This window comes from Campylobacter sp. W0066.1, from assembly GCF_024723635.1.
Taxonomy (GTDB): Bacteria; Campylobacterota; Campylobacteria; order Campylobacterales; family Campylobacteraceae; genus Campylobacter_D; species Campylobacter_D lari_C.
The window spans coordinates 11168-36531 of record NZ_JANQCW010000018.1 but is presented as its reverse complement, the minus strand read 5'-3'; the positions used below and the strand labels follow the sequence as shown (position 1 = coordinate 36531).

Sequence of the window (25364 nt, the reverse complement as noted above, 5' to 3'; positions counted from 1 at the left end):
CTATTATAATACATCGATAATCCTTTTAAATTTTATAGTGATTTAGAAAAAGATTTTTCGTTAGTCCGAACATGTTCCCTTTCACGAGAATTAAGCTTTTTTTGAAAAAACTCATCAACTTTTTTAAAAAAATAGTTTTTATCTTTTTTCTTATCTTTTGAATTATCTATGGTTTTATTACTTTCAGATGTTTGTTGAGTTTCCTTGTAAGCTTTTAAAAATTCTGAAACAAAATTAGAAAATTCATTCGCATTTGATAAAACTCCAACTTCTTTAATTGCTTCAAAAGTTCCATTTAGAATATTTTGAAAATTTTCAGCTTTAAGCGGAGATAATATTTTGTCAAAATTTTCTTTTATTTTTGGATTGATTCTTTTGTTAATACTAGCATCAATATTTTGACTACCTAGTTTAATTAACTCATCTAAACCTTTCTCAAAATGTCCATCACCTAATCTTACCTTTAGTGGTATTTTTAAATCATCCGTGATAATTTCAAATGCAATTTCTTGTTTTGAAAAAGATAATTTTTCCATTCGTTTTAGCTTTTCACAAGAATCAAAAGTTTTTAAAGTATTAAAAAGAGATTCGATCTCTTTAGGATTTGATGTATTGTCATAAGTTCCATTAAAAACACACTCTTGATATTCTTCACATAATGATGAATTATCAATAACTTTTACTTTTATATTTTCAAATGTTATGTTTTTATTTTCATTTTCTTGTATATCTATGTTTTCCATTTTTCATCCTTAATAATTTTGTTTTTTGGTTTTGTTTTTTTGGATTATTGTAAAAATTGTTTGTATTTTTTTAGTTGCTTTTATCCTCCTTATTGTTGGTATAGTTGATATTAAAAAAATCATCAACTTCACTACATAATGATTTTATCTTTTCTAAATTATTTTTTTGAATATAATCAAAAAATAAATTTCTAAAATCATCTTTATCTAACAAAGAGATAATTTCAGAGCCTATCTTCTTACAAAGCTTCTCTTTTCTCTCTTTTTCTTTTTGTTTTGCTTTTTGGATTTTTTCTTTATACTCTTGTTTGAGTAATTCTATTTCCTTGCTATCTTTTCTCATCTTACTCCTTGTGAATTTTTATATATTAATTATATCATAAATGCTGAAAATATTAATTTTTATGTAAAGATAAATTGACTAAAATACAGTAAAAAATGTAGTAATAGCAGGATAGCTATTTACTCCAAAAAATGACACCATTTTTTTAGTAAATAGCAAAATATTCTCTGCGAGGCTCAATAAAAGGTGTTGTAATTTTTATGAAAAAAACTAATATTTACTTTGATGAAAAAAGTTATTCTTATCTTGTTAGACTAAAAAAAGAAATGAAAGTTTCTTTCAGTAAAATAATAAATACAATTTTAAAAAATATTTATGATAATGAAAAAGAAAATATAAACACCATAGATAAAATAAATTATCAAAATAATGAACCAAAAAAAGAAATTAGATTTAAACTTACTGAAGATGAATATAAAATATTTTCAGATTTTGCAAAGAAAAATGGAAATGGAACTGCAACAAAACAAATAAGAATTTTAACTTTAAATCATATTTATAAAGATAAATTTTTTGATAAAAATTATATCGATGAATTTATATTAGCAAGAACAGAAATAAACACAATCGGAAGGAATATATATCAGCTTTTAAAAATTTTAAGAAGCGGAAAAAGTGTGAGAATAAATGAAAAAAATTTAGAAAAATCTTTTGAGGATATTTCAATAAATATTGAAAAATTATCCAAAGAATTAGAAAAAATTATTCTTAAAAATAATGAAAGAATTTAATGTCAAGATTTAAAATTTTTGATGATGAGATCATAGCAAAAAGAGTTTATACTAAAATAGAAGTTGGATCTAAATCTACATATAATTTTGTTAAAAAAAATATATCAAATAAAACAAATAAAGTTTTTAGAAAAAACACTGAAGTCGTTGTAAAAATTACATCAGGCTCGAAAAATTTGCAAGCAGTTTGCAAACATTTAGATTATATTTCAAGAGAAGGAACAGTAGAAATAATTACAAGTGATTTTGATATATTAAAAGGAAAAGATGAGTTAAAAATTTTAAAAAAAATTTATGAAAATGAGGGCGCTCCTATTCCTAGATTTGGACAAGAAAAAAAAGAAAAAAGACATACTATTAATATGGTTTTTTCTATGCAAGATTATAAAAATGCACCCCCAGAAAAAATGAAAAAAGCTGTTTTAATGACATTAAAAAAAATGTATCCAAATAATTTTTTTGCAGTTGCTTTTCATGATGATACTGACAATCCACATTGTCATGTTTGTTTAAAAGTTGCAGATAAAAATGGAAAAAGAATTAATCCAAAAAAATCAGATTTAATGAATTTGAGATTATCTTTTGCTAAAGCATTAAACAATTTAGGTGTGGAAGCAAAAGCAACTATTCGTTCAAAAAACAATGAAGAAGTATCTTATAAACTTGAAAAAAATAAAGAACAAACTAAAATGCATTATTATCAAGTTTTAGATTATGGAAAAGCAAAATATAAATTTAGTCTTGATGAGAAAGCTAAAGATAGTTTTTATGTGAAATATAGAACAAAAAAAGGTATAGCTGTAATATGGAGTAATGATCTTGAAAGAGTTATCAAAGAAAATAAAATTTTAAAAGGGGAATATGCAAAGTTTAAAATTATAGGACAAGAAACATATCAAATTAAGAAAAAAATTAAAGCAAATGGAAAGACTTTTGAAGTAACCAAAATGGCAAAAAAATCTGTTTGGGACGCTTCTGTTTTAGGCAGAGAAAAAGAGCTAAAACCATTGCAATCAGATGAAAAAAATAATCCAAAATATACTATAAAGGAAAACAATGAGAGAGATTATACAGAACAATATAGACAGAGAATTTTACAAGAGTCCAGTAATAAATCAAATATCCCAAGAGAATCTGCCAAAGAAAGAGACTCTATGCGAATATTGTCCGAACAGTCTGTGGTTCATGAGCGAAAAGGAACTCAAATGCCTATGCACATCAATGCACTCAATCAGCTACAGCAAGGAAAGCGAGAACGAACCGATAGTAGCTTGCGATGGACAAATTCTAGGAATAATGAGATTGAAAGAGATGGATAATTTATAAGAGAAAGAAATAAAATATAATGAAACAAGAAGTTTATACTAGCAAATTTTATATTTGCAAAAAAAATGAAAAAGAAGTTTGTTTTAAATTAGATTTTGAAATAAAAGCATTTGAAGAAAATCAAAAATTTTATTATGTTGAAATATGTGCAATTATAGACTATCAATATTTGAAAAATGAATTAGGTGTTTTTAAAAATGATAATAAAAAAAGAAATTATTGGAAGTTGAAATATATGAGTCATTGGAGTTTTAGTTCTTGCGTAGAGATTGATCATAATTATAAATCTCTAGGTATAGGGACATTTGTAATAAATAAAATATTAGAAATCGCTTTAAGTTATGTTCCAGAGGCAAATTTTCATGATATATTGAGTAAAGAAAATGATGAAAATGAAGAGAGTTGCAAGAATCGCATAAGAAGGGATAAATTGTATAAAAATTTAGGTTTCATATTTAATGAAAATAATACAAGTTTTAGTATAGATAGCATCAGTGATTTAAAAATAAGAAAAGATTTTGATTATATTCAAGAAGTTCGTATTTTTGATATGTGTAATCAATTAGCAAAATTACAATATCTAAAAGAAGGTGATGATAAGTTATTACAATATTGCAAAGATGATTTCAATAAAGAAAAAGGTAAGAATAATATCCTTCGTGCAATAATTAAGCTTATGTCTTTTGTTTCAATAGCACTGGCTATTTGGATTGTTTATTTATTAAAGTGAAAGATAATCGCCTTTTACTAATTAATTTTTAATATCATATTCTTTCTGAATATTATTGTTTTTATTTAAATCTTCTAAAATCTTTGCAGATTTGGCACAAAAGAGCTTTTATAATCTTTTAAGGGGCAGGTATCAATTTAAATTACGAATGTGTCATAATAACAGCATCAAAATTGTTTATAGCTATTTAAGAAAATGTTTTGTTTTTGGGAAATAACATTTTATACAAAGAATATTAAAATTGAATTTTAGAAGTATAACATTATTTGATTAAATATATATTAATTACATATAATTTAAATATTATATAGATATTTTTTACATATCCATATAATATTATTTATAAATTAGTATGATATATTATGTCAATTTTCTTCTTTTGCAAAAATAATGAAAGTTATTGTAAGTTCCTTTTTCGCCTAAAAATTTCCAAATATTGCGTAAGGTTATTTTTTTAGATATAAGCTCTTTTATTAGATCTTCATCTTTATCATACATACTATTAAAACTATTTGTAGGACGACCTATATTTTTTCCATTTTTGCGTGCATTAGCAAGTCCTGCTTTTGTTCTTTGTGAGATAAAGTCTCTCTCTGTTTCTGAAACATAAGCGTAGAAAGAAAGGAGTAATTTTTGAGAAGGATTGTTAAATGAACTTAATTCAGGTTGTCGTAAAAAAACAAATTGTACACCCTTTTCAGAAAGTTCCAATATTAATGTAATAACTTCAAGCATACTTCTTCCTAATCTTGAAAGTTCTGTGCAAATTAATAAATCACCTTCATTGAGTTTATCTTTTAATTCATTCATACGCCTTTTTTCTAAACTTTTTCTTGAACTCATTTCAACTTCCATAACTTCATCAATATTAATTTTGTTTTTTATACAATATTCATATATTTGGAGTTTTTGGACTTCTGAGTCTTGTTTTGCTGTACTAATTCTTACATATGCTATTACCATTATGTAATTATATCTAAAATTGTTTGAAGTATTATTTTTTAATAGTATGTATCATTACAATATGTATATAATATTTTTTATATATTATATACATATCAAAATTATATTTTTAAAATATCTTTTAGTTATTTAACACCTTAAATCTTATAAAAGCACCTTTATCCATGCCCATTTGTTCTGCCATACTTGATAATCTTTCATATTCTTCACTTGTAAAACCTACAAGAAGCTTTTTATCTCTTTTGATTCTTCCAGATTGTGTAGGGGTTTTTTGTGCTGAAGTTTCTCCTGTAGCTCCTTCGATAAAACTATCTAAATTCACATTTGTATTTTTTTTAAATGCCATTTTATTATCCTTTGATTTTATTTATTAATTCATTATAGAAAGTATTAAATTCTTCTAAAGCTTTATTGTTGGAATTAATTTCTGTTTCACTAATTCCTAAACCCATTTGAATGCAAGTTTTATATTTTTCTCTTTCACAGATAATATTATCTAAAAGTTTAATATTGTCATCTTCTTGCTCTTTAATATAGGCTCTTAAATCTTCAATCTTTTTATTTAAAAAAGGATTTGGAGAGCTTTTATTGATTAAAACAAATGTTTGTAGATCTCTATTTAATTCCTTTGCCATTTTAATAATTGTAAACATTTTATCTAAAACACTAACATCAAATTGACTTGGGATTGTAGGAATGATTACAACATCTGAAAAACCTAATGCTATTCTCATTTCTTTTGAGTCTCTACCACCAGTATCGATAATAATTAAATCATACTCATTTTTATTTTTTTCTTTTTGTATAAAATCTTTTAAAGATTCGCCAACTTTAGATACAACAGAGAATGTTCTATTAATACCTTCTTCCATTCTAATATTGACAAAAGTCATAACAGATTTTTGTGGATCGCTATCACACAATAAAACCTTTTTACTCTCAGCTGCCTTAATTGCTAAATTTACAGCTAATGTGCTTTTGCCACTTCCGCCTTTTTCATTACAGATGGATATAATCATACTTATCCTTATGATATTTATTATATATCATAATTATATCATAAGAATATTAAATACATAGTATAAAAATATATATAAAAAATGTAAAATATATTTATTTAATATACTATATAATAACAATAAAAAAATTATTATTTTTTTATTCCAAAAGTTAAATTTTTTTTATAATTAATAATTAAGATTTATTTAATTTATTTTTATGTATAATTGCCCTATTAGTAATTTACTAGTAAAAACTATACTTACTAATTAAAGTAACAATATTACAATAAATAAGGAGAATAAATATGAATAAACTTAAAGAAAATACTAATCAAAATAAATTAGTTCAAAACAAAACAATCCAAGCTGTAGATGTTGTTGAGAGTGTTATAAATAGTATAAAAAACAATTTTCCTGAAAATGCAAATTGTAGTATTAACATAAGCAATAATAAAACTGTTATAAAAATAAACGATGGGGTTAAAGGAGCTGTTGTAACATATGAGGAAAATGGAAATTTTCAAAGACAAGAAAAAGTTCAGTATATTAAAACAACTCCAGATGAAAGATTAAAACAGGTAGAACAATTAATGGGGAAAAAAACACAATCGGAAATAGCTAGTTATCTTATGGTAAGTCAAAAAACTATATCAAACGATATTAAAAAGATAAAAAAGAATAAGAAAAGCTAACTTTAACAAAGGATTAAGTGTGATATTTTATTTAAAAAATAGAATGACTTATTTTCTTATATACTTCAAGTTGATAAGAGCTAAGAAGCATGTTGTGTTAGCATCTAATATAATCAAAAAAATAATAAGAAACAAAATAATTAATACTTGTGTTAGTTTAAAAGGCTACAAAGTGCAGTTTCATTTAAGCAAAAATAAAACTAAAATATTTTATTATATCGTTAACATACCTTCCGAGCATTTTCATGATGCTGACTGGAAGGTGCTCTCATGAATTATAAAGATTTTAAAGATTATCCCAGCCTTATTGATATTTTAAAAAATAGAAACCTTATTGTAAAAGATGAAAAACAAGCTATAAAGTTTTTAGAGAAAAATCATTATTATCGTTTAAGTTCTTATTTTATACCTTTTCAACATCCAAAGAATTCACCATGTAAAGACATGTTTCAAGATGGAACTACTTTTGAAGATATAGTTTTACTATACAATTTTGATACAGATTTAAGAAAATTTGTATTTAATTATCTATCTGAGTTAGAAATTATTTTAAGGGCACAAATTTCTCATATTCATTCTAAACAATATAAACCTTTTGGTTATATACAAGATATAAAATCTTTAAAAAGAGAAATGAGGATTAAGGACCGTTGTCTTTACGGTGATTTGATTGAGCAAATAGATAAAGAGAAGAAAAGAGCTAGTGAGGATTTTATTCAACATATAAAAACAAAATACAATACAGATGATTTACCATTGTGGGCTCTAGTTGAAATTTTATCCTTTGGAACATTATCTAAATTTGTAAAACTTATGCAAAAAACAGAACAACTAGATCTTATGAAATTTTTTGAATTAGAAAATATACAAATTGATGTTTTTGAAAACTGGATAGAAACTTTATCTTATGTTAGAAATTTATGTGCACATCACTCAAGACTTTGGAATAGACAATTTGTTAAAAAATTTAAATATAGAAAAAATGATAATTTTCTAGATGAAAATGTAGATCGTGATAAAATATTTTTTGCAGTAAGTGTATTGACTATAATCTTAAAGGAATATAACATTAAAGAAGAATTTATAAATTTATTAAATAAATATCCAAGTATTGATAAAGCTGCTATGGGTATACCACAAAACTGGCAAGAATTAAATATTTGGAAGTGATCTGCTAATGCAACAAGGAATATAAACGAGTGTGATGTTATGTTATTTTAGATATTTTATCGAAGAAATACAATAATGTTGAATATAGAAAAAAGTCGGAAACTATCTTAAACTCACTATCTAAATATCCTTTACAGAAAATGTTGTTTTTATACTGATATTTTTATCTCTCATAGTTTATAAAAATATATTTATATATAAGACACATAATTAAAAATATTAAAAAGATATTTATTAGATATAAAATAAATATAATTTATTTTTAATTCAATTTAAGTTATATAATCTTTTCTCAAATTTTATGATTTCCATAAAAAATCAACTTTCTCGTATTTTTTAGAATTTTATTCAAAATGTTTTTGACCTTGTTCTTTTATTTCAAGACTAAAAAAGAGAAAGTTATTTTTAAGTTTAAAACAATCGCATTTTCTTTTTGTAATATTGTATTTCTTTATCATTTCTTTTAAGAAATTTAAAAATACTTCTTCTGCAAGTTCTTTTTATTCTTCTTTATATTTTTTCATCAGACAATCTGCTTCTTCTAAAAAGTTATAATAATCTAATTCTTTCATTTGTTGCTTTTTCCTTTCTCTACTTCAATCATCATTTTGCATTTTGGACAGATAACTTTTTTATATGCTTCATCTTCTGTATATTCAATATATTTATTCTCATTGCAATTTTTACATTTAATGTTAGTCCATAAGATCATAGGATGAAAATAAATTTTGTTTGAAAGAAAATAAGGATATTTTTTACTCATATATTCTTCTCTGAAATTTTAGATTCAAATATAATCGTGATTTAGGTTTTAAGTTTTGTTTAATTTTACTTCTTACTTTTATAATTTTTTTATACAAATCTGATTTTTTAGTTGCCAAATTTATTCCTTTTTAATCCAAAATCAAAAAAATGTTTATTACACATTTAATTTTAATAAAAAATTAAAATTAAATAATACCTTTATATTTAATATAAGAGCTAAATTTATCGTTCGTTATTTTTTAATGAAAGGACTCCTTTAAATGTTTAAAAAAATACTATTAATAGCATTAGCTGTAAATTTATCTTTTGCTGCAGGCGGTATTGATAAAGTCAATGCTTTGGCACAAGATATAGAGTCAGCTTTGTTTGGTGTTTCTATTATTGCTATTACAATAGCTTTTGGTATTGCAGGTTATAGAATGGCAATATTAAAACAGCAATGGACTGAAGTTTTGCCAGTGGTAATTGGTGGTGTTGTTATAGGTTCTGCTTCTTCTTTGGCTGCTCTTTTGGTGGGTTAAAAGTTTATGAATAACTATTTTGATCCGCTCTTTAAAGGATTAACACGCCCTGCACTCCTTTTTGGAGTGCCTTTAGTGCCTTTCTTAATAAACATTTTAGGATTTATCTTAATAGCTGTTTATACGCAACAATTTTTCCTTTTAATTTTTGGAGTTATTTCTTATTTTATTATGAAAGCAATGACTAAGAAAGATGAGCAAATGTTTAGATTGTTTTTTTTAAAAACTAAATTTATTAGTAATTTTTTGAGTAGAAAGTATCATAAAGCTAAAACTTTTAATAGCGTAAGCTATAAACGATTGCCAACTAATAATGATTTTCCAAAATTATCTATATTTCCACTTCATGCTGAACCAAGTTTAGAGAAATTAATTCCTTATAGCTCTTTACTTACAGATAGCATTGTTATTACAAAAGAACATATGCTAATTAGCACATTTTTTATTGAAGGTATAGAATTTGAGTGTGAATCAGATGAGAATTTAATTTTTAAAAAAAATCTTTTAAATATGATGATAATGTCATTTTCTAATGAGCCTGTTGCTTTTTATTTTCATAATGTAAGATTTAAATTACATGAATTTTTAGATTCTCATTTTGAAAATTCTTTTTTAAAGGAAATTGATGAGAAATACCATAAGAGTTTTGATAAAAAAAGTTTTCAGCAAAATTCGCTTTATTTGACTTTGGTCTATAAGCCTTTAAAATCTAATATCGATCTAAATACTTTCAAGAAATTAAATTACAAATCAAAAGCAAAAGAAATTTCAAATTTTGTTCTTAAATTCCAAGAATACTTAGGAAAACTTGAAGCTAATATTAAAGATTTTAAACCAAAAATATTAAGTGTATATAAAAAGAATAATATTAAATATTCCGAGCAATTAGAATTTTATAATTATTTAATAGGTGGAAAATTTAATCCTGTTGTAGTTTGTGATACTCCGATATATCAATATCTAACAGGAACTTTAAAAAATATTCAATTTAACCACGATATGATTCAGCTAAACTACAATGATGATACAAAAAGATTTGCTAGAATTATTGAAATTAAAGATTATTCTAATGAAACTTTTTCAGGTATTTTAGATTCTTTAATGTATCTTGATGTAGATTATACTATTACTCAAACTTTTGTCCCTTTATCAAAATATGATTCAAAATCAGCATTAGACAAACAAATCAATCAACTAATTTCAAGTGAAGATGATGGTGTAAGTCAGATAGAGCAATTAAATTTAGCATTAGATGATTTAATTAGTAATGTTATAAGTTTTGGAAATTATCATTTTAGTATTTGTGTTTTTGGTGATAGCATTGATGAATGCAAGAAAAATACTAATAAAGTAATAACCTCATTAAATAGTTTAGGCTTTACTTCAACATTAGCAAATATTGCACTACCTGCTTCTTATTTTTCACAATTTCCAAGTAATTTTGCAATACGCCCAAGAGTTCATATGATTTCATCTTTAAATTTTTCATCTTTGGTTGCATTACATAATTTCTTAATGGGTAAAAAAGAAAAAAATTGCTGGGGCGATGCTGTAACTATTTTAAAAACACCAAACAAACAACCATATTTTTTAAATTTCCACAAAAGCGATGGAAAAAACAAAGATGAATTTGGTGATTTGAATTTAGCTAATACTTTGATTTTAGGTCAAAGTGGTGGTGGTAAAACCGTGTTTATGAATTTTATCATTAATCAAATGATAAAGTATGCTAATAAAGATAGTTTCCCTGCAAACATACCTGAAGATAAAAAGAAATTTACAGCTGTATTTTTAGATAAAGATAAAGGTGCTTTAGGCAATATTCTTTGTGCTGGCGGTAGATATATTTCTATTAAAAATGGTAAGCCTACTGGGTTTAATCCTTTTATGGTTGAAACTAATGAAGAAAATTTAAGATTTTTAAAACAACTAATAAAACTATGTGTAACACGCAATGGCGAAATTCTTAATACAAAAGAAGAAAAACAAATCAATGAAGCTGTAAATACTCTAATGTTTCAATTTGAAATTTCTGAAAGAAAATATCCTATTTCTTTACTTCTTGAAAATATTACAGATGATTTTAATGACAATAACTCTTTAAAAAGTAGATTGTCTTTATTCCAAAAAGGAAAACAATTTGGCTGGGTGTTTGATAATGAATATGACAACCTAGATTTTCCTGATGATATTAATTTATTTGGTATTGATGGAACTGAATTTTTAGATGAAAAAGATGTTTCAGCATTAATTTCTTATTTTATTCTTTGGCGTGTTATGAATTTAGCAGATGGAAGAAGACTTTGTATAGATATTGATGAAGCTTGGAAGTGGTTAGAAAATGATATTGTGGCAGAAGAAGTAAAAAACAAGTTTAAAACCATAAGAAAACAAAATGGCTTTTTAAGACTTGCTACACAAAGTATAGAGGACTTTTTAAAACTAAAGATAGCAAATACTTTAGTTGAGCAATCTGCTACAAAAATATTTTTACCAAACCCTTTAGCAAAAGAAGATGAGTATTTAAGACTAGGTCTTAGTAAAGATGAATTTTTAATAGTTAAAAACTTTGCCCCACATAAACGACAATTCCTTGTTAAAAGACAAGATGAAGCAGTTGTTTGTTCTTTGGATCTTTCATCTTTAGGCAAAGAAAACCTAAAAATTTTATCTACAGGCACAAGCTATATAGAAAAAATAGAAAATATCTTTAATCAAGAAAACAAAACTTTGGAAGAAAAAATCAATGAACTTAAAACATTTTATAAGGAAGAACAATGAGATTAAGTTTAAGTAAAAATCAAAACAAAAAGCCACAGGGGCGCTTTATCTTAAATAGCCCTGTCAAAAGACAGGGTAAGACTCAAAAAGCCTTGACTACTATTAAACTTAGTAGTATAATTGCTACTAAGATAAAGCGTGTGAACTTCATCTTAAAATATCTCCTTTCTGGAGTTAAGATTAAGCCACAGGGTTGCCGCCCTGTGGCAAACCCCAAAAATAATTATATCCAAAAACAAAATAAATTTTTATTTTCCATAATTTCATCATTATGTATTGCAAATTTAGCTTTTAATGCTGGTATTAATGTTAAAGTTATATTAGTAGCTATTTTTAGATTTAAAGCCACAAGGAAATCTCATCCCCATAAAAATGGGGCAAGGCTAATAAGTCTTGACTATTATCATACAAAGAAGTATAATAATAACTATGAGATTTATATGACTCAATTTAATCGCCTCCTTTCAGAGTGCAAATTAAGCCACAAGGGTGCGAACCTTGTGGCAAACACCCCAAAAAATTATATCCAAAAATTTAAAAAATCTATTCTTATTCTTACTTCCCTATTGATTTTGCCTAACTTAGCTTTTAATGCTGGTATTCCTGTAGTTGATGCGACTGTAAATTCACAAATTGCAACTCAAAATGCAAAAGAAATTGCAGAGTGGACTAAACAAGCTACAAGATGGGAAGATACGGTTAAACACTATCAACAACAAATTCAAGCTTATCAAAATGAACTTATGTCTAAAACAGGTGCAAGAGATTCAGTGTCTTTTATGAGAGACACAAAACAAATTTATTTAGATTTTGCGCAAGCTGGACAAAACATACAATCTTTTTATGATGATGTATTGCAAGATCCACAAGGCTTTTTAAGTGATAAGAGCAAAGATACATTTAGAAAATTCACTCTTTTTGATCGTTGCAATGCTAGTTATTTGAGTGAAGAGCGAAAAAGAATATGTAGAATGGATATGATTACTTATGCAGCTCAAGTGGAGCATTATAATCAAGCTTCTATCCAAGTTAATACCGTAGCAAAGTCTTTAGAGAAACTACACCAAAGACTTATAGAATCAAAAGATATTAAAGAAACTAATGACATTAACAATGCGATTAATGTAGAAAAAACCAAACTAGAAATCATTAAAACTAATCTTGAAATTTCTAATATGCATTATGAAAATCAAAGAAGAATAAGACAAGATCAAGCAGCACAGCTGTTTGCAGAATCAATGGGGAAAGAGCCTTTGGATTATGGCGAGCTTATGAAGCAAGCTGAAGAAAAAGCAAAAGCTAGTGGCTTATTTGACTAAATAGGAGTGAAAAATGAGTAGTGTTATTAATATTAACAATATAGATGTCATCTTTGAAAACAAAGATGAGCAAATTTTTTGCACAAGTTTAGATATAGCTAAAGTGTTTGGGAAAAGACATGATGATGTTTTAAAATCTATTAGAAATATTTTAAATGAATTGCGAGAAATAGGGGTTTCTAACGAACTCCGCAATTTTGCGGAGGTCGTGCAAATATCGAAAACAACGAACCCAAAGAATGGTAAGCTTGTTAATAGAAAAATGCCTATGTATAATCTAACTCGTGATGCATTCACGCTTTTAGCTATGGGTTTTACAGGTAAAAAAGCTTTACAATTTAAAATTGCTTTTATCAATGCTTTTAATCAAATGGAACAAATCATTAAAAACAAAGAAATAGAAAAAATAAAACAACTAAAACATTATGATCTTCCTGATACACCTTATAAGGAAAAGATAGCAAACGCTATAAAGGAAATAGAACAAAAACAAAATTCTAAATTTATAGAACTAATAGAGTATGAAATAGTAGAAAAATTTAAAAATGGAAAAACACAAGTTTTACAAAAACTTAATTTTAAAACCAAATTAATTTAAATAAAAATAAATTTTAAAGAAAGGAGATAAAGAAAGTTTAAGAAAGGCCGTAGGGTAAAATTATACCCCTTTAAAAGGGGCAAAGCTAATAAGCCTTGACTATAATTACACAAACAAGTATAATTATAGTTATAATTTTGTATGACATAAATTCACCCCCATTCTAAGGGTTAGATTAAGCCATAGGGTTGCAGCCTACGGCTAACCCTTCGGGGTATTATATCTTAGTCTTCTTAAACTTCTTAAAACACCATAGTGATTAACAATGTTAAAGTTATATTAGTAGCTATTTTTAGATTTAAAGCCACAAGGAAAATCCACCATACCCCAACAAGTGGGGCAAGACTAAAAAGCCTTGACTATAATTATACAAAGGAGTATAATTACAACTATGATGAATTTTATGGCATTCATCTTAGCTCCTTTAGGGGCTTAGATTTTCGCCACAAGGGTGCAGTCCTTGTGGCAAACACCCCAAAAAATTATATCCAAATTTTTAATCTTATAAATCTTTGTAGTTTCGTATTTTATTTTAATTTTTTAAGTAGAAAAATAAAAAATATTTTATCCCTGCAAAAGCAGGGCAAGAGCTTAATAAGCCTTGACTATTACTATACAAAGAAGTATAATAATAAGTATAAAATATTTTTGGTTCAAACAAATCACCTCTTTTCTGAGGTTTTATTGAGCCATAGGGTTGCCGCCCTATGGCTAACCCCATGTAATTATATCCAAATTTTTAATCTTATAAATTTTTATAATCTCATATTTTCTTTTAAGGCTTACCATGCAAAGTAATTTCTTTACAGAGCTTGGTAATGCTACTCATGTGATTTTAGAAGTAGTAAGAAATGCAGCATTGAGTGAAAAAATGACTCAACTTGCCGTGCTTTTTTCTATTACCCTTGTTATTACTATTATGTATAAGGGTTATGAAATCTTATTTGGTCGTTCTCAAAGTCCTACTAAAGAAGTAATGTGGGATTTAGCTGCTAAGGCTATGATCATCACTTTTTCTTTAAATATCGGCGGATGGCTTACTTTAGTCATTAATGCTATGGATGGCTTTCATGAGTGGGCGGGTGGAAGCCTTAGTATGTATAAGCAAATTGATTTTATTTTTAATGAAGTTAGAAATTTAGCTGATAGTATATGGGCTAAGGCTAGTGGATTTAGCATTATAGTTGCTGCATTTAGTATAGTTATGATTTATACAGGTTTTGGCATAGCTGTGCTACCTGCTTTAGTAGTGATTAATGCTACTGCTTTTACTCAAACTATATTAGTGATTGGCGCACCTTTAATGTTTTATTGTCTTTTATATAAAAGCACTAAAAATGTTTTTACTCAATGGCTTGCATTGCTTATTTCTAATACCTTATTAGTTCTTTTTATGAGCTTATTTTTTAAAGTTTTTGCTAAACAAATATATAAATTTGTAAATACATATCAAAGCCAATACGCAAATGCTGATACAGATTCGTTTTTCATAGGAATATCAATGATTTTTTCCTCTGTTTTATTAGTTGCTATGGTTTTTGTAGCAAAGGTTTTTGCTGAAAAAGTAGGAAGCGTTGCTTTAGATTCTGCTATGCAAAGTGTGTTTTCAAGGGTAAGTAATCCTATAAGTTCTGTTGCTGGAAAAACTCTTGGAAATTTATTTGGGCATGCTCAAAAAGGAGGCTCTAAAATGGCAGAAGGTGCTTATTCTGCTATGAAATCAGGTGCTTCTGTTGCAGGTGCTAATGCTATGTCTTTAGGAAAGAGCATATTACAAAGGATGAGAAATGAAGCATAAGGTAATTTTATTTGCATTTTGTGCAATCTTTTTTAGTGCTTGTTCTATTAAAAACAATACTAATTATAACTATTTGTTTGATGATAAAAGTGGTTGGGTTGCTGTAAATGATATTAAAGATCAAGAAAAGTTTTTAAAAATGGAAATTGTTCCTGTGTTTGAAAAGAAAGAAGAAAAAGAAACTTCCATTAAAAGCTTTGAAAACATTAAAAAGAAAAAGAGAATTATTTTAAATTATCCGAGTATGTCTTATGTGATTTTAAAAAAGGCTGTAAATGATTCTAATTCTTATCATGAAGATAAGATGGTTGAAGCTGGCGAGTTTGATTATTCTATTACTTACCATACGGAGCAAGGAGATGTTTTTGTAAAAGTTTTAAAACAAAATCTTTTTTTCAAAGAAAAAGATGTGCAAATAATTGAAACTGAAGTTTTAGAAAACAAATTTTAAAGAAAGGAGATAAGGAAAGTTAGTATAAAGCCAAAGGGATTATCCTAAACCCTGCTATAATTGCAGGGAAATTAGTATGCCTTGACAAAGCAAAGCATAACTAATATAATTACAAGGATAATGTTGAACATTTAACTCACCTCCCTTCTGGGCGGTAAATTGAATGTCAAAGGTGGCACCCTTTGGCATTCCACCCTTTTTAATTATACTAACTTCTTTTAAACACCATAGTGATTAACAATGCTAAAGATTTAGAAATATTTGAACTTTGCGAAAAACTAGCAGAACTTTTAGGCGATAAAGAAGCGATTGCTGATTTAAAAAAACTATATGCAAATCATCCTGAAATGTTTAAGGATATGCAAGAAGTTGCAAAGACAATTAAAGAAGTCGTTAAAGAGCCTGAACTAATTATTAAAAATCCTAGACCTAAAAATGAAAAAGACTTTATAGCAGTCAAACATTTACAAGATACAAAGCAAAAAATTGGTGATATTGGTATTAGAAATGATGATGGAACTAATACAATTTTCCACGCTAATATATCATCAAATAGAAATTTTAAAAGATTAGCCAAAAAAGAACAAGTAGTTACTGGTGAAGCCGTCCACTCCCTTCACACCTCGAGACCTGCCGAGCTGGGCGGTAATAATCAAAAATTATCTGGTGCTAATGCACATTCAGCAACTACCAAAAACATTATATCACAAGAAAACAAAAGCAAAGCATATTTTCAAGAAAAACTAAAAAATTTCAATCATATAGCAAGTAAAAATAAGGAGCTTGAAAAATGAGTAGTGTTTTAAAATCTATTAGAGATATTTTAAATGAATTGCGAGAAATAGGGTATTTCCAATGTAAGCTCAATTTTGAGCTTACATTCCAAGTCCGTAAAATAGATGGTTTTAGAGGTTTAGCTATGGGTTTTACAGGTAATTTAAAACCAAATTAATTTAAAAAAACAAATTTTAAAGAAAGGAGATAAAGAAAGTTAGTATAAAGCCAAAGGGTTTCTAGCATCCCCTTTAAAAAAGGGGAAATCAAAGCTAATAAGCCTTGACTATTATTATACATAGTAGTATAATAATTACTAGAATATGATTATTCAAGGTTCTCACCTTCTTTCTAAGGCAAGATTTGATTAATCAAAGGCCGTTACCCTTTGGTTAATCAGCCTTAGGATAATTATACTAGCTTCTTTTAAACATAAAATTGAAAAACCAAAATGAAATTAATTCTAATGCTTTGAATTTTGAAGCAAGTGTAAGATATTTGATTGAAAAATCAAATCAAAGAGCTTGGTTAGTTGCATTTATAAGTATGGCAATATCAATTATTGCTGTAATTGCTGTAATTTTCTTAACACCAATAAAAACTACTGAACCTTATGTGATTAGAGTGGATAATACTACTGGTATGGTGGATATTATTACTAGCTTACAAGAAGAGCAAATTAGTTCTATTGAAGCTTTAGATAAATACTTTATCTCTCAATATATAAAAGCTAGAGAAGGTTATTATTATAAGTTTTTAAATCAAGATTATGTTCTTACTCAATTAATGAGTGATGAAAATGTTGCAAATGAGTATAGAGCTATCTATGCTGGTGATAATGCTTTAGATCAAATTTATAAAGATAATGTTGAAGTAAGCGTTAAGATTTTAAGTATTGTTCTTGGAAATAGCAATGGAGTAAAAACCTCTACTATAAGAGCATTAATTACTAAAAAAGATTCTGTAACAAAAAGCACACAGCAATCAACCAAAGTTATAACCTTAGCGTATGATTTTTTACTAGCAAAAACAAGTGAAGAAAATAGAATTTTAAACCCTCTTGGTTTTAAGGTTACTAACTATAGAGTTGATGAGGAAATAAGATGATAAAAAATATTAGCCTAGCCCTTTCTTTTTCATTTTTGGCTTTACCTGTTTTTGCATTAAATGAACCGCAAAAATCAGAATACGATCAACGCGTAGCACATGCTGAGTATAACTCTAAAGATGTTTTTAAAATGGTAGCTAGAAATGGTTTTGTAAGTATGATTGAATTTAGCGATGAAGAAGTCATTATAAATACCGCTACAGGATTTTCTGAAGGTTGGGATTTAATAGAGAAAAAAAATCTTTTATTTATTAAACCAAAAGCTTATAAAACTAGACTTTTTGTAGAAAATGATCCTTATAATCAAGGTCAGCAAAAAGAGATGATTGTTGATCCAAATCCAAAAGACTGGAAAACAAATTTAATTGTTACCACTAATTTAAAAACTTATATTTTTGATTTATTGCTAACTAATGATAGCAAGCAAGCAACTTATAAATTGTCTTTTAGCCACGCTGATAAAATCTTAAAACAAGAGAATAAAATAAAAAAAGAGCTAGAAAAGAAAATTGTAAGAGAAGAGCTTGATAAAAATATAGTTCCTAGAAACTGGGATTTTTTAATGAAAGCGAATAAAGGAAGTGAAGATATAGCACCAAATTATGCTTATGATGATGGTGTTTTTACTTACTTAGGTTTTGATAACACAAAAACATTTCCGAGTGTATTTTTATATGAAAACGGCAAAGAAATGATCTTAAATACTCACATTAAAAAAGATGGAAAATATGATGTTTTAGTAGTTCAAAAAATTGCAAAACAAATTCTACTAAGAAGTGGAGATAAGGTTGTTGGAATTTTTAATAATGGCTATGGAAAAAATCCTTTAGATAAAACTAGAGAAACCTCTAATGAAAATATACAAAGAGTAATAAACGATCCAAGTAAAACACTTTTACTAGAACAATCTTTATTAGGAAATGAGCAATGAGTAATCAAGAAAAACAAGAATTAAAAGATATGGATTTACAAAGTGAGTTGCAAGCACAAAGCGTTAATGTTAAAAAAATTCAAATCTATGTATTCTTTATTGCTTGTGTATTTATATTATTGATTTTTGCATATATCTTTGCAAAATCTTTTATTGGTAGTAGTGATGATACTGCAAATACACAAGCAAAAGAAGTTAATAAAGACATTGCTAGTAGTGTGAAATTAAAAGATTTTATTTTACCTCAAAAAGAAGAACCTGTTAAAGAAGAAACAAAGAGTTTTGAAGAGTTATTGAAAGAAAGAGAACAGGAAAAACCCGTTGAAGTAACTCCAAAAGAAAATCCTTTCGAGCTTATCTCAAAACCTTTACAACCAAGAATAGTAAAAGGTGCAGGGTTAGTTGTGGTAAGTAGTAGTAGTGATGGTGGGGCTTTTAATGCACAAGAAAACAATACACAAGAAAGCTCAAATAATATTTTTAATTCTAAACCTATGCAAGGAGATAATGCTTTATTATCTAATGGATCAAATGATTTTATCGGCGATGTTTTTACCCCAACTAGTGCTAGTGTTAGTCAGTTTGATCCAAATTTATTATTATCTAAAGGAACTTATATAGGTTGTTCTTTAAAAACTCGTTTAGTTAGCACTATTAAAGGGGGTATTGCTTGTATTGTTTCAAATGATGTTTATTCTTCAAATGGCAATGTTCTTTTAATTGAAAAAGGAAGCACCATTACAGGAAGTTTTAGTTCAGGACAATTAAATGATGGTATGGATAGGCTTTTTGTTATTTGGCAAGAAATAAGAACGCCTAATAATATTATTATACCAGTTTATTCAGGTGCAACTGATGAGCTTGGAGCAAGTGGAATACAAGGATGGGTAGATCATCATTATATGAAACGCTTTGGTTCAGCTATTTTATTATCAATAATTGATGATTCTTTAAATATTTTAGCTAATCAAGTTATTAATAAAAAAGAAAATAGCGTTGATTATACGGAAAATTCAAGAGAAACTTCTCGTGAAATAGCTAATACTGCTTTAGAAAAAATGATTAATATCCAACCAACTCTTTACAAAAATCACGGTGATTTAGTAGGTGTATATGTTAATAAAGATATTGATTTTTCTAAGGTTTATCAATTAAAAAGAAAGGGCTTTTTTTAATGAGTAATTCAAGAACCCTAGAAAAATTAGCTAATGATTTTTTTGGAAAACATTTGGCTAATTCCAGCGTAACTGAAATATGCTACAACGGCAAAGAAAATATTTTCATACAAACTAATGATGGAAAATGGCAAGAAGAAACAAGTAAATTAAATTATGAAGCTTCTAAATCGTTTGCTACTTCTTTAGCTTCTTTTAAAGAAGATAAGATAGATGAATCACGCCCTATCCTTTCTTGTATATTACATGGAGGTGAAAGGGTTCAGGTAGTAATTCCGCCAGCGACTAAAAAAGAGCATATTTCAATTACAATTAGAAAACCAAGTGAGAAAAGATTTTTAATACAAGATCATGTTAAAAGTGGTCTTTTTGAAGAAATAAAAACTGATCATTTTATAACAAATCCTTTGGATGAGGAGTTGAAAAAGCTTTATGAAGCTAAAAATTTTAAAGATTTTATTTGTAAAGCAGTAGAGTATGAAAAAAATATCATTATAGCAGGAGGTACAGGAAGCGGTAAAACAACTTTTATGAAAACTTTAATTGATTTTATTCCCAAAGAACAAAGAATTATAACTATAGAAGATGTTGAAGAAATAAAATTTTATGAGCATAAAAATTTTGTACAACTTTTTTATCCTAGTGAAGCTAAAAATGAAGATTTTTTAAATTCTGCAACTCTTTTAAAATCGTGTCTTAGAATGAAGCCTGATAGAATCTTATTGGCAGAGCTTAGAGGTGCTGAAACTTATGATTTTATCAATGTTCTTTCTAGTGGGCATGGTGGTAGCATTACAAGTTGCCATGCAGGAAGCACTTCTGAAACATTCGAGCGTTTGGCTTTGATGACTTTACAAAATACTCAAGGTCAAAAAATACCTTTTGAAAAAATACAAGATATGCTTAAAAATCTTATTGATGTAGTTGTCCATATTAGAGCTCATAATGGAAAAAGACATATTAGTCAAATATATTTTAAAGAGATGAAGAATGGCAAATAAAGAAAAAAGAGGAATTTATAATGTGAGTTTTAACGATAAAAACTCAACTCCAATTAATACAGAATTAGAGATTATTGAAGAGGCAATCATTGATTATGTTGTCCATTATGTTAAGGGTTGGCATAACACAAAAAGAGACAAAGGAAGAGGTGCTGAACATATCAAATTACATTTAGCAAAAGAAAGCGAAGGAGAAATAAAGATTGAAGAGCTTTTAAATCTTGGTAACTCTATAAGAGAATATTTGAAAGTCTTTAAAGAACCATTCCTTGAAGATCAAAACAAAGATGGTAAAGTATATGAATGGGAAAATAAAGAAGGTATTCGTTTTAGAGTTGCTACTGATAAGATCAAAGGGGAGGGTCTCATTCCGCCACTATCCCCCTCTGATGAAATTATTATAACTTTTTATTCTGATAGAAATCTTAATAAGAGAATGGAATTTAAAAATCCAAAAGTTAAAGCTTATTATGAAGAAAAATCTTTAAAACAAGAAAAAAATTCTAATTATTTTAAACAAAAATTAGAAAGCTTTTCTACAAAAATAAAAGGAGTGGAAAATGAAAGATAAGATTGTAATGCTTGTTTTTATAAGTATTTTTTCACTATTAATAGCTTATTTTTTAAGTCCTTTTGTGATGTTTTATCTTAATGATGTAAGCTTAAAAAGAATTCTTGGGTTTTACAATCTTAAATTCACTTTTGAGGCATTAATAAATGCTTACCCAAAAGCTTATATTTCTTTCTTTGGTATGTTTGGTTTTAGTGTTATTGTTTTAACGCTTTTAGCATTAATAGCTAAAAGCAAAAAAACTCAATTTGGCGAGGCAAGATTTGCAAATTTAGCAGAAATTAAAAAAATGAAATTATTTTCAGACAATGGAATAATCATTGGAAAATATAAGGGAAAATTTTTAAGATTTAAAGGGCCTCAGTTTGTGGCTTTGGGAGCTCCAACAAGAAGTGGTAAAGGGGTTGGTATTGTAATACCAAATTTAATGGACTGGAAAGAGAGTGCTGTTGTTCAGGATATAAAACAAGAATGTTTTGATTTTACAAGTAAATATAGAAAAGAAGTTTTGGGTCAAGATGTTTTTCTTTTTAATCCATTTTCAAAAAGGACTCATCGTTACAACCCTTTAACTTATATAGATATGAGTGATAGTGATAATTGTGATAGTCAGTTAATGGATTTAGCAAATATCATTTATCCAAAAGAAGGGGATTCTACAACTCAATTCTTTAATGGTCTTGCACAAAACCTATTTATAGGACTTTGTTATTTGTGGAAAGATTTAAATTTAAAAGAAGATGGGAAACTTTTTTTAGAAACATTTAACTTAAAAACAGAATTTAGTTTTTTTGGAATATTACAACTTTCAAAAGGTTTTACTTTTGAATATGAGGGTAAAAAAATAAATGGATTTGATAATACTTATAAGTACTTATCAAATTGTGATGATCTGCTTTCAGATATCACAAAAAGAAGGTTAGAGACTTATTTTAGTATTTCAAGTGATAATACAAAATCAGGAGTTATGTCTTCTTTTAACGAGCCTTTAACTCCTTTTGAAGCAGAAGTATTAAAACTTTCTACTCAAACTAGTGATTTTGATTTGAGAGATTTACGCAAAAAGAAAATGACTATTTATATAGGCATAACCCCTGATCAATTAACTAATGCAAAATTTATATTGAATATTTTTTGGTCGCAGTTAATTCTTTTGAATACAAAAGAACTTCCTGAACAAAATCCACAAATTAAATATACTTGTTTAATGCTTATGGATGAATTTACAGCACCTAGAAAAATTCCTATATACCTTTCAGCAGTAAGTTTTATGGCAGGTTATTTAATGCGTTCTTTGATGATTTATCAATCAAAATCTCAACTTAAAGCACCTGCCCCTGATGGATATGGGGATGATGGAGCAAAAACTCTTTTGACTAACCATGCTTGTCAAATTTTTTATACCCCAAGAGAGCAAGAAGATGCAGAGGAGATTAGTAGAATACTTGGTAATACTACATTTAAAACAAGATCAAGAAGTGTAGGGGCAAGTGGTGGATCTACAAGTTATAGTGAAGCAAGTAGGGCATTAATGCTTCCGCAAGAACTTCGAGAAATGTCTTTTGAAGATGAGCTTATTACTATAGATAATGGAAAGCCTATTTTATGTAAAAAAGCTTTTTATTATAACGATCCATATTTTATTGATAAGTTTAAACAAGTCTCTCCAACTTTGGCAAAAATTAAAGGCATACCTAAAGAACATATCTTAAAAGGAGCTTTTCAAAGAGGAGAGTGTCGCATACAAATACCAACAACAGGAGAAAATAATGAAAAAAACGCTTAGTTTGCTTTTATTAGCAAGTGTAATTTTTATAGGATGTGCAAGTTCTGCACCAAAACCTAAAAAGCTTGAAGGTGGTTCAAAGCTAACCTTGAATAATTCTTTATTGGAGGAAAAGTATAGATTTGTTCCTAAAGATTCAAAGTTAAGCAATATGGACTGGATTTATCAAATAGAGCTTGCAAAAAATAAAGAAGGCTTGCTCACTAATGAACAAATAGTAAAAACTTTTCTTTTGGCTCATAATGCAAAAAGAATTATCTTAATAGGCGAAAAAAATATCATTCAAGAATATGAAGAGTATTTTAAAAAAAATGGTGTTGAAGCAGAAATGATCTTACAGCCTATAAGCATTATTAAGGGAGATAAAAATACTATCAATATGCTTTTTTTTCATGCAAAAGATGGAGAGATAAATGAGTAATTCTTTATTTGATAATAATGAGATTAAACCAACCGTGATTAAAACCATTAATCAAGATGAAATTGTAGAAAAGAAAATGATACAAGAAGCCAAAAAAATTAAAAAAAAGGAGAATAAAAAATGAAAATAAAATTGATATCAATAATTTTAGCTATGTTTATGTTCTCAAATTTAAAAGCTATAAAATTGGATTATTTAAGTGGGGATACTAGATATGCTTGTGAAGCTATGCTTTGTTTAGCTTCGCCTATTAAACCACCTGAATGTAGTGCAGCGATTGCAAGATATTTTGCAATTAAGTTTAAAAAGCCTTGGAAAACCATACAAGCGAGAAAAGATTTTTTAAATTTATGTCCTGTGGATAATAGTGATACTGAAATGCTTAAATATAAGAATGATATCTTAGCTCATTTAGATGGTGAATGTTCTTTGGAAGAACTTAATAAAAGAGTAGAAAAAAAACTTTTATGGGTGGAAAGAGTATGTGATGATGGATCATGTGAAGAAATAGAGCATTGTGGATATAGAATAAATCCACAATTATCGCAATCTTGTTACCTATTGCAATCTAGTTCTTATACTGATTATCAAGGTTTTGAGTATATATGCTCTAAAAATTTTATAGAGGATGTCAGTTGGAAAAGAGGTTATGAATTAAAAGAAATTTCTGAACAAGAATATAACTTACTTCCTGATAATTTAAGAGAGAAACATCGCGAGAGAGTAGGTTTTAAGTGGAAATGGGTTTTTTATAAAAAGATTTTTATTAATAAAAAATGTTGGATAAAAAATGACTGAAGAAAATCAAAGCTTACTTGATGAGCAAATAGATCAAGAAGATATGGATAATTCTTTACTTGATGAAGTAAAAATTTGCAACTATAAAGAAATTATTGATGAGCAGATAAAAATCTTAGAAATCATTAATAATACTATCAATATAGGCTTAAATAATGTTCTTGATGAGAATACCAAAGAAGGAATTTTTAAAGATTTAGAGCAAAATTTTTATAAACTTAAAATGAATATTGATTCTCTAATTTCGTATTTTAAAAATCCCCCAAGTCAAGAAGAATTGGAAATAATCAATAAAACGCTTTTGATTAAAACAGAACTTGATAGTTTGAACTCATCTTTTTCAAAATTAGAAATAGAAGAATTTAGTCAAAAAGCAATGGAGCTAAAAACTGCACTTGATAATTCTTTAGTTAATTTTGATAATACATTTCTTGAATCATTAAATAGTGCTTTAAAAGTAAGTAATGATGATTTAAAGGATTTTAGGTCAAAAACCGAAGCTAGATTAAGTGATAGCTTACAAACATATGATCAAACTTTAAAAGTGTTTTTAGAAAAAGAAAAAAATGCAATTTTAGATTTTTCTAAAATTTTTTCGAAGCTAACTAAAAATATCAAACAAACTATGATTGTTTCATTGATGTTTTTTGTTTTATTTGGGTTTTCTTTTGGAGTTTTTTCTTTCATCGTATACTTAAAATACGAAGATTATAAAAAAATAACCCAAAACGCCCAAAAGTTAAGCTCTATCATTATAAAAGAAAATAAAGACAAAAGCTTAACTTTGAGCTTCCCAAAAAACAAAACCATTCTTAATAAAGATGAGAATGGCATTCATATCACACTACAAGGAGGTGAATGAACATG

General features: G+C 27.1%; 29 protein-coding genes. 23 read left to right on the top strand and 6 right to left on the bottom strand.

Going from position 1 to position 25364, the window contains the following annotated elements; genetic code table 11:
* Positions 1-32 precede the first annotated feature (32 nt).
* A complete protein-coding gene (locus CAMP18497_RS07145) occupies positions 33-743 on the bottom strand; it encodes a hypothetical protein (protein WP_012662288.1) in 711 nt (236 codons plus the stop codon).
* Between the two features lie 70 nt (positions 744-813).
* Positions 814-1086, bottom strand: coding sequence for a hypothetical protein (locus tag CAMP18497_RS07140; RefSeq protein WP_257911297.1), 273 nt, complete (start codon positions 1084-1086; stop codon positions 814-816).
* 200 nt (positions 1087-1286) lie between these two features.
* Between CAMP18497_RS07140 and CAMP18497_RS07135 the strand changes: the two genes are divergently transcribed.
* Genes CAMP18497_RS07135 through CAMP18497_RS07125 form a run of 3 tightly spaced genes read left to right on the top strand, consistent with a single transcriptional unit; the run spans position 1287 to position 3873 of the window.
* Positions 1287-1817 (top strand): hypothetical protein, encoded by a 531-nt coding sequence (locus CAMP18497_RS07135; RefSeq protein ID WP_257911298.1) that lies wholly within the window; start codon positions 1287-1289, stop codon positions 1815-1817.
* Complete coding sequence (gene mobP1, locus CAMP18497_RS07130; protein WP_337213466.1) at positions 1817-3136, top strand: MobP1 family relaxase; 1320 nt, start codon at positions 1817-1819, stop codon at positions 3134-3136. Before CAMP18497_RS07135 ends, mobP1 begins: the two co-directional genes overlap by 1 nt.
* Before the next feature lie 26 nt (positions 3137-3162).
* Entirely contained in the window at positions 3163-3873 is a 711-nt protein-coding gene (locus CAMP18497_RS07125) for an N-acetyltransferase (RefSeq protein WP_263703094.1), read from the top strand.
* A gap of 360 nt (positions 3874-4233) precedes the next feature.
* Here CAMP18497_RS07125 and CAMP18497_RS07120 read toward each other — a convergent pair whose 3' ends face one another.
* The 3 genes from CAMP18497_RS07120 to CAMP18497_RS07110 all read right to left on the bottom strand — a co-directional run bounded on the left by CAMP18497_RS07120 (position 4234) and on the right by CAMP18497_RS07110 (position 5855).
* Positions 4234-4836 (bottom strand): site-specific recombinase/resolvase, encoded by a 603-nt coding sequence (locus CAMP18497_RS07120; protein ID WP_012662252.1) that lies wholly within the window; start codon positions 4834-4836, stop codon positions 4234-4236.
* Between the two features lie 121 nt (positions 4837-4957).
* Complete coding sequence (locus tag CAMP18497_RS07115) at positions 4958-5182, bottom strand: hypothetical protein (RefSeq protein WP_240390130.1); 225 nt, start codon at positions 5180-5182, stop codon at positions 4958-4960.
* 4 nt (positions 5183-5186) lie between these two features.
* Entirely contained in the window at positions 5187-5855 is a 669-nt protein-coding gene (locus CAMP18497_RS07110; protein ID WP_044599638.1) for a plasmid partitioning protein, read from the bottom strand.
* 287 nt (positions 5856-6142) lie between these two features.
* Here CAMP18497_RS07110 and CAMP18497_RS07105 point away from each other — a divergent pair, with 287 nt between their 5' ends.
* Positions 6143-6529 carry an HTH domain-containing protein gene (locus tag CAMP18497_RS07105; RefSeq protein ID WP_257911303.1) on the top strand — a complete coding sequence of 129 codons (387 nt, stop codon included), beginning with the start codon at positions 6143-6145 and terminating at the stop codon, positions 6527-6529.
* A gap of 270 nt (positions 6530-6799) precedes the next feature.
* Entirely contained in the window at positions 6800-7699 is a 900-nt protein-coding gene (locus tag CAMP18497_RS07100; RefSeq protein ID WP_257911304.1) for an Abi family protein, read from the top strand.
* Positions 7700-8267: 568 nt separating this feature from the next.
* Here the strand turns inward: CAMP18497_RS07100 and CAMP18497_RS07095 are convergent.
* Positions 8268-8462: a hypothetical protein gene (locus CAMP18497_RS07095; protein ID WP_041570416.1), complete on the bottom strand. Its 195-nt coding sequence runs from the start codon at positions 8460-8462 to the stop codon at positions 8268-8270.
* Between the two features lie 262 nt (positions 8463-8724).
* On the opposite strand from CAMP18497_RS07095, the gene CAMP18497_RS07090 reads away from it, so the two are divergent.
* From CAMP18497_RS07090 to CAMP18497_RS07005, 18 genes are all read left to right on the top strand, one after another.
* Positions 8725-8985, top strand: a complete 261-nt coding sequence (locus tag CAMP18497_RS07090) for a TrbC/VirB2 family protein (RefSeq protein WP_337213461.1) — start codon at positions 8725-8727, stop codon at positions 8983-8985.
* A 6-nt stretch (positions 8986-8991) separates the two neighbouring features.
* Positions 8992-11766 (top strand): VirB4 family type IV secretion/conjugal transfer ATPase, encoded by a 2775-nt coding sequence (locus CAMP18497_RS07085; protein ID WP_337213459.1) that lies wholly within the window; start codon positions 8992-8994, stop codon positions 11764-11766.
* Positions 11763-13085: a type IV secretion system protein gene (locus CAMP18497_RS07080; RefSeq protein WP_337213457.1), complete on the top strand. Its 1323-nt coding sequence runs from the start codon at positions 11763-11765 to the stop codon at positions 13083-13085. The genes CAMP18497_RS07085 and CAMP18497_RS07080 overlap by 4 nt, the downstream gene beginning before the upstream one ends.
* Before the next feature lie 13 nt (positions 13086-13098).
* Positions 13099-13683, top strand: coding sequence for a Rha family transcriptional regulator (locus CAMP18497_RS07075; protein WP_263662995.1), 585 nt, complete (start codon positions 13099-13101; stop codon positions 13681-13683).
* Positions 13684-14470: 787 nt separating this feature from the next.
* On the top strand, positions 14471-15481 hold the full coding sequence (locus CAMP18497_RS07070; protein ID WP_337213455.1) for a type IV secretion system protein: 1011 nt from the start codon (positions 14471-14473) through the stop codon (positions 15479-15481).
* The gene (locus tag CAMP18497_RS07065) at positions 15471-15932 is read left to right on the top strand and encodes a hypothetical protein (protein ID WP_012662264.1); all 462 of its coding nucleotides are present in this window, start codon (positions 15471-15473) and stop codon (positions 15930-15932) included. The genes CAMP18497_RS07070 and CAMP18497_RS07065 overlap by 11 nt, the downstream gene beginning before the upstream one ends.
* A gap of 230 nt (positions 15933-16162) precedes the next feature.
* Positions 16163-16726 carry a hypothetical protein gene (locus tag CAMP18497_RS07060; RefSeq protein ID WP_337213452.1) on the top strand — a complete coding sequence of 188 codons (564 nt, stop codon included), beginning with the start codon at positions 16163-16165 and terminating at the stop codon, positions 16724-16726.
* Complete coding sequence (locus CAMP18497_RS07055) at positions 16723-16884, top strand: Rha family transcriptional regulator (protein ID WP_263659909.1); 162 nt, start codon at positions 16723-16725, stop codon at positions 16882-16884. Before CAMP18497_RS07060 ends, CAMP18497_RS07055 begins: the two co-directional genes overlap by 4 nt.
* Positions 16885-17144: 260 nt before the next feature.
* Positions 17145-17813 (top strand): virB8 family protein, encoded by a 669-nt coding sequence (locus CAMP18497_RS07050; RefSeq protein ID WP_337213450.1) that lies wholly within the window; start codon positions 17145-17147, stop codon positions 17811-17813.
* Complete coding sequence (gene virB9, locus CAMP18497_RS07045) at positions 17810-18745, top strand: P-type conjugative transfer protein VirB9 (RefSeq protein WP_012662266.1); 936 nt, start codon at positions 17810-17812, stop codon at positions 18743-18745. Before CAMP18497_RS07050 ends, virB9 begins: the two co-directional genes overlap by 4 nt.
* On the top strand, positions 18742-19920 hold the full coding sequence (gene virB10 / locus CAMP18497_RS07040) for a type IV secretion system protein VirB10 (RefSeq protein WP_337213448.1): 1179 nt from the start codon (positions 18742-18744) through the stop codon (positions 19918-19920). Before virB9 ends, virB10 begins: the two co-directional genes overlap by 4 nt.
* Positions 19920-20921, top strand: coding sequence for a P-type DNA transfer ATPase VirB11 (gene virB11 / locus CAMP18497_RS07035; RefSeq protein WP_263695823.1), 1002 nt, complete (start codon positions 19920-19922; stop codon positions 20919-20921). Before virB10 ends, virB11 begins: the two co-directional genes overlap by 1 nt.
* The gene (locus CAMP18497_RS07030; RefSeq protein ID WP_257914071.1) at positions 20911-21492 is read left to right on the top strand and encodes a hypothetical protein; all 582 of its coding nucleotides are present in this window, start codon (positions 20911-20913) and stop codon (positions 21490-21492) included. The genes virB11 and CAMP18497_RS07030 overlap by 11 nt, the downstream gene beginning before the upstream one ends.
* Positions 21482-23278 carry a type IV secretory system conjugative DNA transfer family protein gene (locus tag CAMP18497_RS07025; RefSeq protein WP_173777042.1) on the top strand — a complete coding sequence of 599 codons (1797 nt, stop codon included), beginning with the start codon at positions 21482-21484 and terminating at the stop codon, positions 23276-23278. Before CAMP18497_RS07030 ends, CAMP18497_RS07025 begins: the two co-directional genes overlap by 11 nt.
* Positions 23262-23699 (top strand): cag pathogenicity island Cag12 family protein, encoded by a 438-nt coding sequence (locus CAMP18497_RS07020; RefSeq protein WP_263677974.1) that lies wholly within the window; start codon positions 23262-23264, stop codon positions 23697-23699. Before CAMP18497_RS07025 ends, CAMP18497_RS07020 begins: the two co-directional genes overlap by 17 nt.
* The gene (locus tag CAMP18497_RS07015; RefSeq protein WP_256378939.1) at positions 23692-23823 is read left to right on the top strand and encodes a hypothetical protein; all 132 of its coding nucleotides are present in this window, start codon (positions 23692-23694) and stop codon (positions 23821-23823) included. Before CAMP18497_RS07020 ends, CAMP18497_RS07015 begins: the two co-directional genes overlap by 8 nt.
* Complete coding sequence (locus CAMP18497_RS07010) at positions 23820-24497, top strand: TrbM/KikA/MpfK family conjugal transfer protein (protein WP_337213443.1); 678 nt, start codon at positions 23820-23822, stop codon at positions 24495-24497. Before CAMP18497_RS07015 ends, CAMP18497_RS07010 begins: the two co-directional genes overlap by 4 nt.
* Positions 24490-25359 (top strand): hypothetical protein, encoded by an 870-nt coding sequence (locus tag CAMP18497_RS07005; protein WP_337213441.1) that lies wholly within the window; start codon positions 24490-24492, stop codon positions 25357-25359. The genes CAMP18497_RS07010 and CAMP18497_RS07005 overlap by 8 nt, the downstream gene beginning before the upstream one ends.
* Positions 25360-25364: the final 5 nt, after the last annotated feature.

Bases quoted from the DNA above. Each gene is read 5' to 3' on its own strand.
- CAMP18497_RS07085 (WP_337213459.1), top strand. From the start codon at position 8,992: ATGAATAACTATTTTGATCCGCTCTTTAAAGGATTAACACGCCCTGCA.
- CAMP18497_RS07140 (WP_257911297.1), bottom strand. From the start codon at position 1,086: ATGAGAAAAGATAGCAAGGAAATAGAATTACTCAAACAAGAGTATAAA.
- CAMP18497_RS07005 (WP_337213441.1), top strand. From the start codon at position 24,490: ATGACTGAAGAAAATCAAAGCTTACTTGATGAGCAAATAGATCAAGAA.
- CAMP18497_RS07135 (WP_257911298.1), top strand. From the start codon at position 1,287: ATGAAAAAAACTAATATTTACTTTGATGAAAAAAGTTATTCTTATCTT.
- CAMP18497_RS07100 (WP_257911304.1), top strand. From the start codon at position 6,800: ATGAATTATAAAGATTTTAAAGATTATCCCAGCCTTATTGATATTTTA.
- CAMP18497_RS07080 (WP_337213457.1), top strand. From the start codon at position 11,763: ATGAGATTAAGTTTAAGTAAAAATCAAAACAAAAAGCCACAGGGGCGC.
- virB9 (WP_012662266.1), top strand. From the start codon at position 17,810: ATGATAAAAAATATTAGCCTAGCCCTTTCTTTTTCATTTTTGGCTTTA.
- CAMP18497_RS07020 (WP_263677974.1), top strand. From the start codon at position 23,262: ATGAAAAAAACGCTTAGTTTGCTTTTATTAGCAAGTGTAATTTTTATA.
- mobP1 (WP_337213466.1), top strand. From the start codon at position 1,817: ATGTCAAGATTTAAAATTTTTGATGATGAGATCATAGCAAAAAGAGTT.
- CAMP18497_RS07025 (WP_173777042.1), top strand. From the start codon at position 21,482: ATGAAAGATAAGATTGTAATGCTTGTTTTTATAAGTATTTTTTCACTA.
- CAMP18497_RS07115 (WP_240390130.1), bottom strand. From the start codon at position 5,182: ATGGCATTTAAAAAAAATACAAATGTGAATTTAGATAGTTTTATCGAA.
- CAMP18497_RS07075 (WP_263662995.1), top strand. From the start codon at position 13,099: ATGAGTAGTGTTATTAATATTAACAATATAGATGTCATCTTTGAAAAC.
- CAMP18497_RS07095 (WP_041570416.1), bottom strand. From the start codon at position 8,462: ATGAGTAAAAAATATCCTTATTTTCTTTCAAACAAAATTTATTTTCAT.
- CAMP18497_RS07125 (WP_263703094.1), top strand. From the start codon at position 3,163: ATGAAACAAGAAGTTTATACTAGCAAATTTTATATTTGCAAAAAAAAT.
- virB10 (WP_337213448.1), top strand. From the start codon at position 18,742: ATGAGTAATCAAGAAAAACAAGAATTAAAAGATATGGATTTACAAAGT.
- CAMP18497_RS07010 (WP_337213443.1), top strand. From the start codon at position 23,820: ATGAAAATAAAATTGATATCAATAATTTTAGCTATGTTTATGTTCTCA.
- CAMP18497_RS07145 (WP_012662288.1), bottom strand. From the start codon at position 743: ATGGAAAACATAGATATACAAGAAAATGAAAATAAAAACATAACATTT.
- CAMP18497_RS07120 (WP_012662252.1), bottom strand. From the start codon at position 4,836: ATGGTAATAGCATATGTAAGAATTAGTACAGCAAAACAAGACTCAGAA.
- CAMP18497_RS07070 (WP_337213455.1), top strand. From the start codon at position 14,471: ATGCAAAGTAATTTCTTTACAGAGCTTGGTAATGCTACTCATGTGATT.
- CAMP18497_RS07065 (WP_012662264.1), top strand. From the start codon at position 15,471: ATGAAGCATAAGGTAATTTTATTTGCATTTTGTGCAATCTTTTTTAGT.
- CAMP18497_RS07055 (WP_263659909.1), top strand. From the start codon at position 16,723: ATGAGTAGTGTTTTAAAATCTATTAGAGATATTTTAAATGAATTGCGA.
- CAMP18497_RS07110 (WP_044599638.1), bottom strand. From the start codon at position 5,855: ATGATTATATCCATCTGTAATGAAAAAGGCGGAAGTGGCAAAAGCACA.
- CAMP18497_RS07030 (WP_257914071.1), top strand. From the start codon at position 20,911: ATGGCAAATAAAGAAAAAAGAGGAATTTATAATGTGAGTTTTAACGAT.
- CAMP18497_RS07105 (WP_257911303.1), top strand. From the start codon at position 6,143: ATGAATAAACTTAAAGAAAATACTAATCAAAATAAATTAGTTCAAAAC.
- CAMP18497_RS07015 (WP_256378939.1), top strand. From the start codon at position 23,692: ATGAGTAATTCTTTATTTGATAATAATGAGATTAAACCAACCGTGATT.
- virB11 (WP_263695823.1), top strand. From the start codon at position 19,920: ATGAGTAATTCAAGAACCCTAGAAAAATTAGCTAATGATTTTTTTGGA.
- CAMP18497_RS07090 (WP_337213461.1), top strand. From the start codon at position 8,725: ATGTTTAAAAAAATACTATTAATAGCATTAGCTGTAAATTTATCTTTT.